Genomic DNA, 16,072 nt, shown 5'->3' with positions numbered 1-16,072 from the left:
TCCGCGACTCCATGTCCACCCGTATGGAGGCGATGAACCTGCTCGGGGTGACCCGCCTGGGCTGACCCGGGACTCGGTAGGCTCAGTAAGTAAGATGACCGGGCATCCGCCCCAGGGAGGTCCGCGTCTTGTCCGTAGCGCCGCTCGCCCCGCACGACCTGCGGGTCGGTGACCGGGTCCTGCCGACGTCGACGCGCTGCCTGGTCATGGGGGTGGTGAACGTCACCCCGGACTCGTTCTCGGACGGGGGCCGCTACCTGGACCCGGCGGCGGCCGTGGCCCACGGGCTGGCCCTGGCCGCCGAGGGCGCCGACCTGCTCGACGTCGGCGGTGAGTCGACCCGCCCCGGCGCCGCCGACGTGCCCGAGGCGGTCGAGCTCGACCGGGTCCTGCCGGTGATCGAGGAGCTGGCCGCCAGGGCCGGCGTGCCCGTCTCGGTCGACACCCGCAAGGCCGCCGTGGCCGCGGCCGCCGTGGCCGCCGGGGCCGGCATCATCAACGACGTCAGCGCCGGCCGCCACGACCCCGAGCTGCTCGCGGTGGCCGCCGAGGCCAAGGTCCCGCTGGTCCTGATGCACATGCTCGGGACCCCGGCGACCATGCAGGACGACCCCCGCTACGACGACGTCGTGACCGAGGTCGAGGCGTTCCTGACCGAGCGCTGCCTGGCCGCCGAGTTCGCCGGCGTCGACCACGAGGCCCTGGTCGTCGACCCGGGGATCGGGTTCGGCAAGCGCGACCGCGACAACTACGCCCTGCTCGACAACCTGGCCCGGCTCACCCGCCTGGGCCACCCGGTGCTGGTCGGCACCAGCCGCAAGGCGTTCATCGGCCGGGCCCTGGACCGCCCCGCCGACCAGCGGGTCGAGGGCACGGCGGCCACGGTGGTGTGGGCGGTGGAGCGCGGAGCGCGGATCGTCCGCGTCCACGACGTGGCCCCGCTGGTCCCGTCCGTGCGGATGACCGAGGCGATGCTGCGCTGGGGGGCCACGTGAACCCGGTGGACGTCAAGGCCGTGACCGAGGCCAACGAGGAGTTCTACGCCGCCTTCGAGGCCCTGGACATGGACCGCATGGAGGCGTGCTGGCGGCACGACGAGGACGTCCGCTGCATCCACCCGGGCTGGGACGTGATGGCCGGCTGGCCCCAGGTCAGCCGGTCCTGGGTGGCCATCTTCGCCAACTCCGGCTACATCCAGTTCTTCCTCACCGACGTCCGCGTCCACGTCGACGCCGACACCGCCTGGGTCACCTGCGCCGAGAACATCCTCTCGGGGGGCGCCGGCGGCCCCGACATGGAGGACGCCAAGGTGCTGGCCACCAACGTGTTCCGCCGCGACGGCGACGGCTGGCGGATGGTCCTGCACCACGGCTCGCCGGTGCTGCGCCCATGACCGGCGACCGGATCCTGCTGAGCGGGCTGCGGGTCCACGGCCGCCACGGGGTGCTGCCCCACGAGGCCCAGCTCGGCCAGGTGTTCGTGGTCGACCTGGAGCTGGACGTCGACCTGGCCGCGGCCGGGCGGACCGACGACCTCGAGCGGACGGTGGACTACGGTAGCCTGGCCGGCCGGGTGGCCGAGGTGGTCGGCGGCCGCCCCCGGCGGCTGCTGGAGGCGGTGGCCGAGGATGTGGCCCAGCTGGTCCTGGCCGACGAGCGGGTCCGCCAGGTCCGGGTCCGCGTCACCAAGCCGCAGGCGCCGCTGCCGGTCGACGCCCGGGTGGCGGTGGAGATCACGCGGGACCGCGAGACGACGGGGGAGGGACGGCCGTGACACGGGCGCACGTTGGGCTCGGCTCCAACCTGGGCGACCGCATGGCCATCCTCGACACGGCCGTGCGGGTCCTCGACGCCGACGAGCAGACCCACGTCATGGCCGTGTCCCGGGTGTACGAGACGGCCCCCGTCGGCGGGCCCGAGCAGGATCCCTACCTCAACGCGGTCGCCGTGCTGGAGACCGACCGCAGCCCGCACGAGCTGCTGGAGCTGCTGCTGGCCACCGAGGACGGCCTGGGCCGGGTCCGAACCGAGCGCTGGGGGCCGCGCACCGCCGACCTGGACCTGCTGCTGTACGACGGGCCGCCGATCGACTCGCCCGAGCTGACCGTGCCCCACCCGCGGGCCAGGGAGCGGGCGTTCGTGCTCGTGCCCCTGTGCGACGCCGACCCGTTCGCGCGCTTCCCGGACGGCGAGCTGGCCGCCGCCGCCCTGGCCCGCCTCGGCCCGGTGTCCGGGGTCGTCCCCGTCGGCGAGCTGGAGGCCTGAGGTGGGCAGGGCCGGAGGGGTCTGGGGAACCCCAAGGGGGTGCCCCGGTGGGTAGGGGCAGAGTCGGGTTCGAGCTGCTGGTCGGGCAGGTGCTGGAGGCCCTGCCGGCGGCGCCGGCGACGGTGGTCGACGCCGGCGGCGGCACCGGCCAGCTGGCCGTCGCCCTGGCCAGGCACGGCTACCGGGTCACGGTGGTCGACACCTCGCCGGCCATGCTGGCCACCTGCGCCCAGCGGGCGGCCGACGAGGGCGGCGAGGTCGCCGGGCGCGTGGCCACCGTCCAGGGCGACGCCGCCGACCTGCCCGGCCTGCTCGGCCCCGGCGCCCTTGACGCGGCCGTCTGCCACGACCTGCTCACCCACGTCGAGGACCGGGCGGCCCTGCTCGCCTCCCTGGCCGGGGTCCTGGCCGACGGCGGGGTGCTGTCGCTCGGGTTCGCCAACCGCGACTGGCTGGCCCTCCGGTCCGGCCGCCGCGGCGACCATGCGGCCGCCCTGCGGTTGGTCGGGGGGTCCGGGGGGCTCAAGCCTAGCCCCCCGGAAGATCGGGGATCAGGCGAGGCGAGGACCCTGGCCGAGGTCGAGGTGGAGCTCGACAAGGCCGGGCTCGCCCTGGTGGCGGCCTACGGGGTCGGGGTGTTCGCCGAGGCCGGGGACGACGACCTGGACCAGGCCGAGCGGCAGCGGCTGGTCGAGCTGGAGCGGCTGGTGGCCGGGCGCGAGCCCTACCGTTCGAGCGCCCGGACCCTGCACCTGGTCGCCCGGCGCGGGGTATTTCGTCCTGACTTGACCGGATATACTCCGTGACATCCGGCCCCGGGGGTTCCATGCCGCCTTCCCAGAGCAGCAAGCTCTCGCCCGCCGCCGTGATCGGCCCGGGCCGCGTCGGCCTCGCCCTGGCCACCTTCCTGGACCGGATCGGCGTCGAGGTCACCATGGGCGCCCGCTCCGACCGCGGCCGCGAGCGGGTCGAGGCGGCCGGCCTGGCCGTGACCGACCCGACGGCGGCCACCAGGGGGGCGTCCCTGGTGCTCCTGGCCGTCCCCGACGACCAGCTGCCGTCGCTGGTCACCGCCCTGGCCGCCGACGGCGCGTTCGCCGCCGGCCAGGTGGTGGTCCACACCGCCGGGGTCGACGGCCCCGGCCTCCTGGCCCCGGCGGCCGCCGCCGGCGCCCGGACCGCCGCCTGCCACCCGGTGCAGATCTTCAACGACGACCTCGAGGCCACCCTGGGCCGCCTGCCCGGCACCGTCTGGGGGGTCACCGGGGACCCGGCCGGCAAGGAGGTCGTGACCACCCTCGGCGGCCGCCCCATGGACGTGCCCGAGTCGGGCCGGGTCCGCTACCACGCCGCCCTGGTCCTGGCCGCCAACGGCTGCGCCGCCCTCTCGGCCACCGCCACCGACCAGCTGCGGGCCGGCGGCGTCATCGACCCGGCGGCCCTGCTCAGCGGGCTGATCCACGCCAGCGTGGACTCGGCCCTGGCCACCGGGCAGGCCGGCCTGTCCGGGCCGTGGGTGCGGGGCGACGGCCGCACCGTGGCCATGCACACCGAGGCGCTGGCCCGCAAGCAGAAGGTCATCAACGTGTACGTGGCCCTGGCCCGGCTGGTCGCCGACCGGGCGGCCGCCGCCGGCCGGCTGGACCCGGAGGCCAGGGCCCGGGTCGAGGCCGGCCTGCACGGCCATGTCGAGGGCGAGGAGTCCCACGAGCGGCTGGAGCTGCTCCGGAGACTGGGACGGCGTGCGCGAGGTCGCGAGCAGCGCTGAGCTGCGCGCCGCCACCGACGCCGCCAGGGACACCGGCGCCGGGGTCGGCTTCGTGCCCACGATGGGCGCCCTGCACGCCGGCCACCGCTCGCTGCTGGCCAGGGCCAGGGCCGAGAACGCGTTCGTGGTCGCGTCGGTGTTCGTGAACCCGCTGCAGTTCGGGCCCTCCGAGGACCTGGCCGGCTACCCCCGCGACCGCGACGCCGACCTGGCCGTCCTCCGGGCCGAAGGGACCGACCTGGCGTTCGTGCCGGCCGAGGGGGAGATGTGGCCGGCCCCGCCGGAGGTGCGGCTCCAGGTCGGTGGCGGCCTGGCCGAGCGGCTGGAGGGCCTGGTCCGGCCCGGCCACCTCGACGGGGTGGCCACGGTGGTGGCCAAGCTGCTCCACCTGGCCGGGCCGTGCCGCGCCTACTTCGGCCAGAAGGACGCCCAGCAGCTCGCCGTGGTCCGGCGCATGGTCGCCGACCTCGCCTTCCCCAACGAGATCGTCGCCTGCCCGACGGTGCGGGAGCCGGACGGGCTGGCCGCCTCCTCCCGCAACGCCTACCTGTCGGCCTCCGAGCGGCGGCACGCCACCGCCCTGTACCGGGCCCTGCGGGCCGGCCTGGCCGCCTTCGCGGCCGGGCGGCGCGACCCCGGGGACGTGGAGGCGGCCGCCCGCGACCTGCTGGAGGACGCGCCCGGGGTCGAGCCCGACTACGTGGCCCTGGTCGACCCGGCCACCTTCGAGCCGGTCAAGCAGGCCGAGCCCGGCCAGGTCCTGGCCACCGCCGCCCGGGTCGGCCGCACCCGCCTGATCGACAATGTCATCCTTTGACCAGTGATCGAGGAGCGAACCGGATGCTGATCCCGCGCGGCCTGCTGGCCGCCGACCCGGACGGGGGTTCCGTCGGGGGGACCTCCCCGGCCGGCGAGGAGGTCGACGTCCTGGTCGTCGGCTCCGGGGTGGCCGGGCTGTCGGCCGCCCTGGCCGTCCCGGCCGGCCGGACGGTGCTCCTGGCCACCAAGGACCGTCTCGGCCACTCGGCCACCCGCTACGCCCAGGGCGGGATCGCGGCCGTGCTGGACCCCCTCCTCGACTCGGTGGCCGAGCACGTGGCCGACACCCTGGCCGCCGGGGCCGGGCTGTGCGACCCGGTGGCGGTCAGGATGCTGGCCGCCGAGGGTGCCCAGGCCATCGCCGACCTGCGCGCCTTCGGGGTCCGCTTCGACCTGGCCGGCCTCGACGGGCAGCTGGCCCGGACCCGGGAGGGCGGGCACTCGCGGTCGCGGGTCGTCCACGCCGGCGGCGACGCCACCGGGGCCGAGCTGGAGCGGGCCCTGGCCGAGGCGGCGCGGGCCGCCCCGGCCGTCCGGGCGGCCGAGCACACCTTCCTGGTCGACCTCCTCACCAGCGGCGGGCGGGTGACCGGGGCGCTGCTGTGGGACGGCGGCGAGCTCCGGGTCGTCCGGGCCAGCGCGGTCGTGCTGGCCAGCGGCGGCGCCGGGCAGCTGTTCGCCGACACCACCAACCCGCCCCTGTCCACCGGCGACGGGGTGGCGGCCGCCCTGCGGGCCGGGGCGGTCCTCGCCGACCTGGAGTTCGTCCAGTTCCACCCCACCGCCCTCCACGTCGACGGCGACCCCCGTCCCCTCATCTCGGAGGCCATGCGCGGGGAGGGGGCGGTGCTCCGCGACGGCGACGGCGCGCCGGTCATGGCCGGCGTCCACCCCCTCGGCGACCTGGCCCCCCGCGACGTCGTCACCCGGGCGGTGGCCGCCCGCATGGCCGCCACCGGCGCCCGGCACCTGTGGCTGGACGCCACCTCGATCCCGGCCGGCCAGCTGGAGCGCCGCTTCCCGACCATCCTGGCCCGCTGCCGGACCGCCGGGATCGACCCGGCCCGCGAGCCGATCCCGGTCTCGCCGGCCGCCCACTACCTGATGGGCGGGGTGGTCACCGACCTGGACGGCCGGACCAGCCTGCCCGGCCTGTTCGCCGTCGGCGAGGCCGCCTGCACCGGCGTCCACGGCGCCAACCGCCTGGCCTCCAACTCGCTCCTCGAGGGCGTGGTGTTCGCCGCCCGCATCGGCCGCGCCCTGGCCGAGGAGTCGGGCGCCGGGGCTGGTGCCGGGGTCGGGGCTGTGGACGGACCGGCGCCGCCCTTCACCGGGTTGGGCTACGCTCCCCCTCCGGCGGGCCCCGGCGCCGTGCGGGCCCGGGTGCGGCGGGTGATGACCGACCGGGTCGGGGTGGTGCGCTCGGCCGGCGGGCTGGCCGAGGCCATCGCCGAGCTGGAACGGCTCACCGTCGACCTCGGCGAACCGGGACCCGCGGGGTTCGAGGCGGCCAACCTGGTCCAGGTGGGCCGGGCGGTGGCCGAGCTGGCCCTCAGGCGGGAGGAGTCAAGGGGCGGCCACTGGCGCTCCGACCACCCGGCCCCGGTCGCGGCCTGGCGGGTCCGCCAGACCCTGGCCAGGACGCCCGACGGCGGCCTGGAGGCCGGCCTCCTGGCCGTGCCCGCGGCGGAGGGGGCGTGCCCGTGACCGTCGCGCCGCCCGCCCGCACCGCGACCGAGGAGGGCCGCCGGTGACCATCACCCTGCCCGCCGGTGCCCTGACCATCGCCGTCAGGAACGCCCTTGACGAGGACCTGGGGGCCGAGGGGGACCCGACCAGCCGGCTGCTCGGGGCGAGGGCGGCGGCGCTGCTGGTGGCCCGCGGGCCGGGGGTGGTGGCCGGGCTGCCCGCGGTCGACGTGGTCCTGGCCGAGGTGCGGGAGCGCCTCCGGCTGGGACCGGCGGCCTTCCGGCCCGAGCTCGCCGACAGCGCCCCGGTCGAGGCCGGGACCGTGCTCGGCCGCTTCGCCGGGCCCGCCCGGGTGCTGCTGGCCGCCGAGCGGACCATGCTCAACTTCCTCGGCCACCTGTCGGGGGTGGCCACCCTGACCGCCGCCTTCGTCGAGGCGGTGGCCGGCACCGGGGCGGTGGTCCGCGACACCCGCAAGACCACGCCCGGCCTCCGCTACCTGGAGAAGTACGCCGTCCGCTGCGGCGGCGGGGCCAACCACCGCATGGGCCTGTACGACGCCCTGCTGGTCAAGGACAACCACATCCAGGCGGCGGGGAGCCTGCGCCGGGCCGTCGAGGCGGCCCGGGCGGCCGGCCCCGGCCTTCCCCTCGAGGTCGAGGTGGAGACCCTCGACCAGGTCGCCGAGGCCCTCGACCTCGGCTGCGACCTGCTGCTGCTCGACAACATGGAGCTGGACACGATGGCCGAGGCGGTGAGGGCCTCCCGCCGGCGGGCCCGCACCGAGGCGTCGGGCGGCATCTCCCTGGAACGGGCCCGGGCGGTCGCCGAGACCGGGGTCGACTTCCTGGCCGTCGGCGCCCTCACCCACTCGGCCACGGCCCTGGACATCGCCCTCGACTGGGAGGGATGACCGGTGCTGCTCGCTGTCGACGTCGGCAACACCGAGATCACCATCGGCGTGTTCCAGGGCGAGGAGCTGGCCCAGCACTGGCGGGCGTCGACCGTGGCCGAGCGCACCGCCGACGAGCACGCCCTGCTGCTGGACGGCTTCCTGGCCCAGGAGGGGCTGGGGCTGGGCGACGCCTCCGGGGTGGTGGTCTCCTCGGTGGTGCCGCGGCTCACCCAGGCCCTGCGCGAGATGGTCCGGCGCTACTGCCAGGTCGAGCCGCTGGTGATCGAGCCCGGCGTCCGCACCGGGCTGCCGATCCTGACCGACAACCCGCGCGAGGTCGGGGCCGACCGGGTGGTGAACGCCATCGCCGCCTACGCCGCCTACGGCGGGCCGGTGGTGGTGGTCGACTTCGGCACCGCCACCACCTTCGACGCCGTCTCGGAGCGGGGCGAGCACCTGGGCGCGGCCATCGCCCCCGGCATCCAGATCTCCATGAACGCCCTGGTCGAGCGGACCGCCCAGCTGCGCCGGGTCGAGCTGGTGGAGCCCCGGTCGGTGATCGGCAAGAACACCGTGGAGAGCCTCCAGGCGGGGGCCATCTGGGGCTTCGCCGGCCAGGTCGACGGCATCGTCCGGCGCATGGTGGCCGAGCTGGGCGGCGAGGCCACCGTGGTCGCCACCGGCGGCCTGGCCGGGGCCGTGCTGGAGGCGTGCGAGACCGTCCAGCGCCACGAGCCCTGGCTCACCCTCCACGGTCTGCGGATCATCTGGGACAGGAACAGGGGGTCCGGGGGGCTCAAGCAATGAGTGACCGGCTGCCGCGCCAGGACCGGGTCGAGGGCCGGGCCCTGTCGCCGCGGGCGTTCCGGCCGTTCGGGATCGAGGCGGTCGTGCTCGGCCCGCCGACCACCCAGGAGGGGCTGGTCCGCCGCGAGGGCGTGGCCGTGTGGCGGCGCATGGCCGAGCACGCGCCGGTGTTCGACCGGATGGCCGCAACGGCCACCGTCGACCGCGACGGGCTGCTGCCGGTGCGGGTGGTGGTGGCCGCCACCCCGGCCAGGGACCGGGCCATGCGCGTCCCGGCCCTCGGCGAGCGCGCGGCCAGGGTCCAGGCCGCCACCGACCCGCCGCCGGAGCCCGGCTGGCTCCTGCTGGTCGACGAGGGCCCGGGCGAGACCTGGCTCTACCTGGCCGAGGAGGACCACCCGGCCGCCGTCCTCGACGGCTTCCTCGGCCGCCGCGGCCGCACCGACTTCGCCCGGGCCCGCCGCCGCTCCGGCGTCGGCAGCCTGGCCAGCCTCGGCCTGCTGGCCGGCCTGTTCCTGGTGATCTACGGCAGCGCCCTCGGCCTTGGCCCCCCCGGCCAGCTCGCCGGCGCGGGCATGATCGTGGCCTGCCTGGCCGCGCTGGTGGCGGCCCGGCCGCGCTAGGTGCGCCGGTCCAACCCCGGCCCCTGGGGGATGGGGGGGCGGGGGCCGGGGTTGGACTGGGAGGTCGCTCCACACGCCCTGGCGGGTACCGGGGCGGCCGGTCCGGGTAGCGACCTCGACGACCCGACGCCGAGGCGGAGGACAGATGCCCTCGGCGCGGCGGCGACCCGGCTCCGGGTCTGCCTGCCAGGGAACGCGGTCGTCGTCATCGGCGCGGCTCCGGCGGGGGTAGGTATCCCGATCGCGAGGGTCCGCCTGGAGCCTGGACAAACGATGTCGTGTCGACCTAACCGGGCGGTAACGACAGCACGGGCGAATCGCTAGTCTAGGTCGCGTCCCGTGTTCTTGTTATGGTTCAGCTGCATACCTCTATCCGGTGGGTAGCCTCCCCAGGAGGTGGTCAGCTTGACCGACAGGATCGACCCCGAGCCGGACGACCGTCCGCCTCCCGGAGCACCCGGCCACGTCACCAGCATCGAGGACCCGGAGGAGACCCGCCTCAACCGGGTGATCACCCGGCCGATGCTGACCTTCTTCATCCTCGGCGACATCCTCGGGGCCGGCATCTACGCCCTCACCGGGCAGGTCGCGGGCGACGTCGGCGGGGCCATCTGGGCCTCGTTCCTGGTCTCGTTCCTGCTCGCCCTGGTCACCGCCTTCGCCTACCTGGAGCTGGTGACCAAGTACCCGAGGGCCGCCGGCGCCGCCCTGTACGTCCACCGGGCGTTCCACATCTCGATCCTTAGCTTCATGGTGACCATCGCCGTGATGGCCTCGGGGGTCACCTCGGCCTCGTTCGCGGCCACCCGGGTCGGGGGCCGCTACTGGACGGGCGTGTTCGGGGAAGAGAACCCGCCCCTGAAGCTGATCGCCGTCCTGGTCATCCTGCTGGTGGCGGCCGTGAACTACCGCGGGGTGGGAGAGTCGATCAAGGTCAACATCGCCATCACCCTGATCGAGCTGTCCGGCCTGCTGTTCATCATCCTGGTCGGCGTCAAGGTGCTGTTCAGCGGCGACGGCGACCCCGGACAGGCGTTCGAGTTCAAGGACTCCGGGTTCGGGGCCCTGACCGGCATCACCGCCGGCGCGGCCACCGCCTTCTACGCCTTCATCGGCTTCGAGGACTCGGTGAACATGGCCGAGGAGGTCCGCGACCCCATCAACACCTTCCCGCCGGCCCTGCTCACCGGCATCGTCGCCGCCAGCATCATCTACCTGCTGGTCGGCTTCACCGCGGCCATGACCGTGCCCCTGGACGTGCTCACCGAGTCCACCGGGCCGCTGCTCGAGGTGGTGCGGATCGGCCTGCCCGACTACGACGCCGGCACCCTGTTCTCGGTCATCGCCATGATCGCAGTCTCCAACACCATGCTGATCAACATGCTGATGGCCTCGCGGCTGCTGTACGGCATGGCCAACCAGGGGGTGCTGCCGGCCCCGTTCGCCTGGGTCTCGCCCCGCAAGACGCCGTGGTTCGGGATCCTGTTCACCACCGCCCTGTCGATCCTGCTGATCCTCACCGTCAACGACCTTTCCGGCCTGTCCGACACCACCGTGCTCCTGCTGACCTCGGTGTTCTTCCTGGTCAACGTGTGCGTGCTGGTGCTGCGGCGCGACCCGGTGGGGCACCGCCACTTCGTGGCCCCGTCGATCATGCCGGTCATCGGGGGGGCCGTGGCCCTGGTGTTCCTGCTGCCCATCAACCGCACCGGCGAGGTCTACCGGACCGCCATCTTCCTGCTGATCGGCGGCCTGGTCCTGTGGGGGGTCAACTACCTGGTCACCCGGAGCACCGGCACCGTGGTGGCCGAGGAGGACCTGACCACCAGCCCGGAGGACGACCGCAGCGGTGACGACCGGCCCTGACGCCGGAGCCGGGCGGCCCCTCGGGTAGCATGCGGCTCTGAGCAGACAGCCACCGCCCGAGGAGCCGCCCCGACCCGTGCCAGACGACGAGGACCGCTCCGCCGTCGAGCAGGCGCGGCGGGTCAAGCTGGCCCGGCTGCGCGCGGCCGGGATCGACGCCTTCCCGGTCGGCTTCCGGCGCACCCACACCCTGGGCGAGGTCCGCCGGGGCTGGGACCACCGGCTTGAGGCCGGCGAGGAGTCGGACGACGTCGTCCGGGTCGCCGGCCGGATCGTGCTCAAGCGGCCCATGGGCCGCCTCGCCTTCTGGACCCTGCGCCACGACGGCGCCGAGCTCCAGATCATGCTGACGGTGGGCGCCCTCGGGGCCGACCAGCTCGAGGTCGTGCTCGACCTGGACGTCGGCGACTGGGTCGGAGTCCAGGGCCCGGTGGTCAAGACCCGCAAGGGCGAGCTGTCGGTCAAGGCGACCGAGGTGTTCCTGCTCGGCAAGGCCCTGCGGCCCCTGCCCGACAAGTGGAAGGGCCTGACCGACGTCGAGGTCCGCTCCCGCCAGCGCGAGCTCGACCTGGCCGTCAACCCCGCCGCCGTGGCGGCCATGCGGCTGCGCTCCCAGGTGGTGCGGTCCCTGCGCGAGTCGATGCTCGCCCGGGGCTTCCTGGAGGTCGAGACCCCGATCCTCAACCCGGTCCCCGGCGGCGCCCTGGCCAGGCCGTTCGTCACCCACCACAACGCCCTCGACACCGACCTGTTCCTCCGGGTGGCCTGCGAGCTGTACCTGAAGCGGCTGCTGGTCGGCGGGGTGGACCGGGTGTTCGAGCTGGGGCGGGTGTTCCGCAACGAGGGCATCGACGCCACCCACAACACCGAGTTCACCATGCTGGAGTCGAACTCGGCCTTCCAGGACTACCGGGACATGATGGTGCTGGCCCGCGGGGTCATCCAGGAGGCGGCCGACGCCGCCGGGGTCGGGCGCCGGGTCACCCACCGGGGCCGCGAGATCGACCTGGACGGCGACTGGGCCGAGGTCACCTTGCTGGAGGCCGTCCGGGAGGCGATCGGCCGTCCCGACCTGGCCTACGACTGGCCCCTGGACCAGGTCCGCGCGCTGTGCGACAAGTGCGAGGTCGCCTGGGAGCCCGGCTGGGGCACCGGCAAGCTGGTGCTGGAGCTGTACGAGAAGCACGCCGAGCACAAGCTCACCGGCCCGACCTTCGTGACCGACTACCCGGTCGAGGTCTCGCCCCTGGCCCACCCGCACCGCGACGACCCGTTCGTCACCGAGCGGTTCGAGCTGATCATCGGCGGCCGCGAGTACGCCAACTGCTTCTCGGAGCTGACCGACCCCGACGAGCAGCGGGTCCGCTTCGAGGAGCAGGCCCTGGCCAAGGCGGGCGGCGACGAGGAGGCGATGGTGGTCGACGAGGCCTACCTGCGGGCCCTGGAGCTGGGCCTGCCCCCCAACGCCGGCCTCGGCATCGGGGTCGACCGCCTGGTGATGCTGCTCGGCGACCTGTCCTCGATCCGCGAAGCCCTCCTGTTCCCCCAGCTCCGGCCGGAGGAGATGTAGGAGTCGAAGCGGGCATCCAGGCGGGCCTGGGAAACGAAGGTCCAGGTGAGGGCGGCGACCGTCAAGTCCTGGCGGCGGGCGCCGATGAAGCCGATGAGGCGGAGACGAAAATCGGGAACAGCGCTCACCCTCGAGGCGTTGTCGGAGTAGACGAAGAGCGTATCTGGACGTCCTGCAACTCCCGTACGGGACGTCGGAGGGCCAGGTGTATAGTCGATTGGCGGCAAGGAACCGCTGCCGCCGTATCCCTGGGGGTTTGGCATGTTTGAGCGCTTCACCGACCGGGCTCGACGGGTCGTCGTGCTCGCGCAGGAGGAGGCTCGGCTCCTCAATCACAACTACATCGGCACCGAGCACATCCTGCTCGGGCTGATCCACGAGGGCGAAGGGGTCGCCGCCAAGGCGCTCGAGTCGCTCGGCATCTCCCTGGAGGCCGTCCGCGCCCAGGTCGAGGAGATCATCGGCCAGGGCCAGAGCGCGCCCACCGGGCACATCCCGTTCACGCCGCGGGCCAAGAAGGTCCTGGAGCTGTCGCTCCGCGAGGCCCTGCAGCTCGGCCACAACTACATCGGCACCGAGCACATCCTGCTCGGCCTCATCCGCGAGGGCGAGGGCGTGGCCGCCCAGGTGCTGGTCAAGCTGGGCGCCGACCTCTCCCGCGTCCGCCAGCAGGTCATCCAGCTGCTGTCCGGCTACGCCGGCGGCAAGGAGGGCCAGGGCGGCGGCGCCCCGGGCGAGGCCCAGCCGCAGGGCTCCCTGGTGCTCGACCAGTTCGGGCGCAACCTCACCCAGCTGGCCCGCGAGGGCAAGCTCGACCCGGTGATCGGGCGCGAGAAGGAGATCGAGCGGGTCATGCAGGTGCTGTCCCGCCGGACCAAGAACAACCCGGTGCTGATCGGCGAGCCCGGCGTCGGCAAGACCGCCATCGTCGAGGGCCTCTCCCAGGCCATCGTCAAGGGCGAGGTTCCCGAGACGCTCAAGGGCAAGCAGATGTACACCCTGGACCTGGGCGCCCTGGTCGCCGGGTCCCGCTACCGCGGCGACTTCGAGGAGCGCCTCAAGAAGGTCCTCAAGGAGATCCGCACCCGCGGCGACATCGTCCTGTTCATCGACGAGCTGCACACGCTCGTCGGGGCGGGCGCGGCCGAGGGCGCGATCGACGCCGCCTCGATCCTCAAGCCCATGCTGGCCCGGGGCGAGCTCCAGACCATCGGCGCCACCACCCTCGAGGAGTACCGCAAGCACCTGGAGAAGGACGCCGCCCTGGAGCGCCGCTTCCAGCCGATCCAGGTCCAGGAGCCGTCGGTCGCCCACACCATCGACATCCTCAAGGGGCTGCGCGACCGCTACGAGGCCCACCACCGCGTCACCATCACCGACGACGCCCTGGTCGCCTCCGCCAACCTGGCCGACCGCTACATCTCCGACCGCTTCCTGCCCGACAAGGCGATCGACCTGATCGACGAGGCCGGCAGCCGCATGCGCATCCGGCGCATGACCGCCCCGCCCGACCTCCGCGAGTTCGACGGCCGCATCGCCGACGTCCGGCGCGACAAGGAGTCGGCGATCGACGCCCAGGACTTCGAGAAGGCGGCCAGCCTCCGCGACACCGAGAAGAACCTCCTCAACGACAAGGCCCGCCGCGAGCGGGAGTGGAAGTCGGGCGACATGGACGTGGTCGCCGAGGTCGACGAGGAGCAGATCGCCGAGGTGCTGGCCTCCTGGACCGGCATCCCGGTGTTCAAGCTGACCGAGGAGGAGACGGCCAAGCTCCTGCGCATGGAGGACGAGCTGCACAAGCGGATCGTCGGCCAGGACAACGCCATCCACGCCGTCTCCCAGGCCATCCGCCGCACCAGGGCCGGCCTCAAGGACCCCAAGCGGCCGTCGGGCTCGTTCATCTTCCTCGGCCCCTCGGGCGTCGGGAAGACCGAGCTGTCCCGCACCCTGGCCGAGTTCCTGTTCGGGGACGAGGACGCGCTGATCGCGCTCGACATGTCGGAGTACATGGAGAAGCACACGGTCTCGCGCCTGATCGGCTCCCCGCCCGGCTACATCGGCTACGAGGAGGGCGGCCAGCTCACCGAGGCGGTCCGGCGCAAGCCGTTCAGCGTGGTGCTGTTCGACGAGATCGAGAAGGCCCACCCGGACGTGTTCAACACCCTCCTCCAGATCCTGGAGGACGGGCGGCTGACCGACGCCCAGGGCCGCACGGTCGACTTCAAGAACACCGTGCTGATCATGACCTCCAACCTGGGTACCCGCGACATCGCCAAGGGCGCCACCCTGGGCTTCACCGCCCGGCCCGACGCCAAGGTCGACTACGAGCGGATGCAGTCCAAGGTCATGGACGAGCTCAAGCGCCACTTCCGGCCGGAGTTCCTCAACCGGATCGACGAGGTCATCGTCTTCCACCAGCTCTCGCGCGAGCAGGTGAAGAGCATCGTCGACCTGATGATGCGGCGGGTCGTGGAGCAGCTCAAGTCCAAGGACATCGCCATGGAGCTGACCGAGGCGGCCAAGGACCTGATGGCCGAGAAGGGCTACGACCCGGCCCTCGGGGCCCGCCCGCTGCGGCGGACCATCCAGCGCCTGGTCGAGGACCCGCTGTCCGAGAAGCTGCTGTGGAAGGAGTTCACGGCCGGCCAGCTGGTCGTGGTCGACGCCGAGAACGGCGAGATCGCGTTCCGCTCGCTCGACCGGCCTTCCGAGGAGATCGACGTCCCCCCGGCCGAGCTGGCCGGCAAGGAGTAGGCGTCCCAGCTGTCCCACCCCAGGGATAGGCGAAGCCCCCGGGATCCCCGGGGGCTTCGCCGTTAGCATGCCGCACATGGACGGGGTGGTTCGGGGCCGGGGTCGGGGGGGCGTGGCCGCCCGGCCGCTGGGCCGGCCGCTGGACCGGCTGGCCTGGGTGCACGCGATCAGCACCCTGGGCGACGCCCTGGTCGCGGTGGCCCTGGCCGGGACCCTGTTCTTCGCCGTGCCGGTGGCCGCGGCCCGGCCCCGGGTCGCGCTCTACCTCCTGTTGACGGTCGCCCCGTTCGCGGTGGTGGCGCCCCTGCTCGGCCGCCTGCTGGACGGCCGCAGCGGCGCCGGCCGCCTGGCCCTGGCCGCCGCCATGGCCCTGCGGGCCGCCCTGGCCGCCCTGGCCGTGTCCCGGACCGAATCCCTGCTCCTCTACCCGCTCGCCTTCGGCCTCCTGGTCTGCTCCCGGGCCCACGGCATCAGCCGCACCGCCATGGTCCCGGAGCTGCTGGGCCCGGACCAGCGTGACCTGGTGGCCGTGAACGGCCGCATGGCCAGGGTCGCCGCCCTGGGCGGGACCGCCGGAGCCCTGCTCGGGGTCGGCCTCGACCGCCTCCTGGGCGGCGGCGCGGTCCTGTGGGCCGCCGCCGCCACCTTCGCCGTGGGCGGCCTGGTCGCCCTGTCGCTCCCGGTGGCCGGTTCCCGCCGGGGTCCGGCGTCGCGGTCGCCGGACCCGGGGTCGCGGTCGCCGGACCCGGGGTCGCGGTCGCCGGATCCGGGTGCCGGGTCACTCGACCCGGGCGGCCGGCCGCTCGACCCGGGGGCTGGCTCCCGGCGGAGGTCGATGGACCGGCGGGTGGCGCGGCTGGCCCGGCCGCCGGGGCGGGTGCGGCTGGCCCGGACGGCCAACACCTGCGTCCGGGCGGTCGGCGGGTTCACCCTGTTCCTGCTCGCCTTCGAGCTGCGCCGCCAGGGCGTCGGCACGGTCGGTCTCGGCCTGCTCCTGGCCGGGGTCGGGGTGGGCGG

15 protein-coding genes are annotated in these 16,072 nt (G+C 74.3%); all 15 read left to right on the top strand.

The genetic code is table 11. The features are described 5' to 3' along the window. Nucleotides 1-128: 128 nt before the first annotated feature. Nucleotides 129-995 (top strand): dihydropteroate synthase, encoded by an 867-nt coding sequence (gene folP, locus VF468_21960; protein HEX5880956.1) that lies wholly within the window; start codon nt 129-131, stop codon nt 993-995. Then, complete coding sequence (locus tag VF468_21955; protein HEX5880955.1) at nt 992-1,393, top strand: nuclear transport factor 2 family protein; 402 nt, start codon at nt 992-994, stop codon at nt 1,391-1,393. Before folP ends, VF468_21955 begins: the two co-directional genes overlap by 4 nt. After that, nucleotides 1,390-1,773, top strand: coding sequence for a dihydroneopterin aldolase (folB, locus tag VF468_21950; protein HEX5880954.1), 384 nt, complete (start codon nt 1,390-1,392; stop codon nt 1,771-1,773). Before VF468_21955 ends, folB begins: the two co-directional genes overlap by 4 nt. Continuing rightward, on the top strand, nt 1,770-2,264 hold the full coding sequence (folK, locus tag VF468_21945; GenBank protein ID HEX5880953.1) for a 2-amino-4-hydroxy-6-hydroxymethyldihydropteridine diphosphokinase: 495 nt from the start codon (nt 1,770-1,772) through the stop codon (nt 2,262-2,264). The genes folB and folK overlap by 4 nt, the downstream gene beginning before the upstream one ends. Before the next feature lie 47 nt (nt 2,265-2,311). Next, a complete protein-coding gene (locus VF468_21940) occupies nt 2,312-3,070 on the top strand; it encodes a methyltransferase domain-containing protein (GenBank protein ID HEX5880952.1) in 759 nt (252 codons plus the stop codon). Nucleotides 3,071-3,090: 20 nt separating this feature from the next. Further along, nucleotides 3,091-4,032, top strand: a complete 942-nt coding sequence (locus VF468_21935; GenBank protein HEX5880951.1) for a Rossmann-like and DUF2520 domain-containing protein — start codon at nt 3,091-3,093, stop codon at nt 4,030-4,032. Beyond that, nucleotides 4,007-4,849: a pantoate--beta-alanine ligase gene (panC, locus tag VF468_21930; GenBank protein HEX5880950.1), complete on the top strand. Its 843-nt coding sequence runs from the start codon at nt 4,007-4,009 to the stop codon at nt 4,847-4,849. The genes VF468_21935 and panC overlap by 26 nt, the downstream gene beginning before the upstream one ends. Nucleotides 4,850-4,872: 23 nt before the next feature. Then, nucleotides 4,873-6,558, top strand: a complete 1,686-nt coding sequence (gene nadB, locus VF468_21925) for an L-aspartate oxidase (protein HEX5880949.1) — start codon at nt 4,873-4,875, stop codon at nt 6,556-6,558. 43 nt (nt 6,559-6,601) lie between these two features. Then, nucleotides 6,602-7,453 (top strand): carboxylating nicotinate-nucleotide diphosphorylase, encoded by an 852-nt coding sequence (gene nadC / locus VF468_21920; protein HEX5880948.1) that lies wholly within the window; start codon nt 6,602-6,604, stop codon nt 7,451-7,453. Between the two features lie 3 nt (nt 7,454-7,456). Next, on the top strand, nt 7,457-8,242 hold the full coding sequence (locus VF468_21915; protein ID HEX5880947.1) for a type III pantothenate kinase: 786 nt from the start codon (nt 7,457-7,459) through the stop codon (nt 8,240-8,242). Beyond that, on the top strand, nt 8,239-8,865 hold the full coding sequence (locus VF468_21910) for a hypothetical protein (protein ID HEX5880946.1): 627 nt from the start codon (nt 8,239-8,241) through the stop codon (nt 8,863-8,865). Before VF468_21915 ends, VF468_21910 begins: the two co-directional genes overlap by 4 nt. Before the next feature lie 405 nt (nt 8,866-9,270). Next, nucleotides 9,271-10,731 carry an APC family permease gene (locus tag VF468_21905; GenBank protein HEX5880945.1) on the top strand — a complete coding sequence of 487 codons (1,461 nt, stop codon included), beginning with the start codon at nt 9,271-9,273 and terminating at the stop codon, nt 10,729-10,731. 76 nt (nt 10,732-10,807) lie between these two features. Further along, entirely contained in the window at nt 10,808-12,301 is a 1,494-nt protein-coding gene (gene lysS / locus VF468_21900) for a lysine--tRNA ligase (GenBank protein HEX5880944.1), read from the top strand. Nucleotides 12,302-12,562: 261 nt separating this feature from the next. Continuing rightward, a complete protein-coding gene (locus VF468_21895; protein HEX5880943.1) occupies nt 12,563-15,055 on the top strand; it encodes an ATP-dependent Clp protease ATP-binding subunit in 2,493 nt (830 codons plus the stop codon). A 76-nt stretch (nt 15,056-15,131) separates the two neighbouring features. Continuing rightward, the coding region (locus VF468_21890; GenBank protein ID HEX5880942.1) for an MFS transporter at nt 15,132-16,072 on the top strand (941 nt) is incomplete at its 3' end.

This window comes from Actinomycetota bacterium (assembly GCA_036280995.1).
Classification (GTDB): Bacteria; Actinomycetota; CALGFH01; order CALGFH01; family CALGFH01; genus CALGFH01.
Note: the sequence above shows the minus strand (reverse complement) of the source record. Positions and strands in the feature narration are given on the sequence as shown.

Coding starts and splice junctions, on each gene's coding strand:
- folB (HEX5880954.1), top strand. CDS start 1,390: ATGACCGGCGACCGGATCCTGCTGAGCGGGCTGCGGGTCCACGGCCGC.
- VF468_21935 (HEX5880951.1), top strand. CDS start 3,091: ATGCCGCCTTCCCAGAGCAGCAAGCTCTCGCCCGCCGCCGTGATCGGC.
- nadB (HEX5880949.1), top strand. CDS start 4,873: ATGCTGATCCCGCGCGGCCTGCTGGCCGCCGACCCGGACGGGGGTTCC.
- VF468_21910 (HEX5880946.1), top strand. CDS start 8,239: ATGAGTGACCGGCTGCCGCGCCAGGACCGGGTCGAGGGCCGGGCCCTG.
- VF468_21895 (HEX5880943.1), top strand. CDS start 12,563: ATGTTTGAGCGCTTCACCGACCGGGCTCGACGGGTCGTCGTGCTCGCG.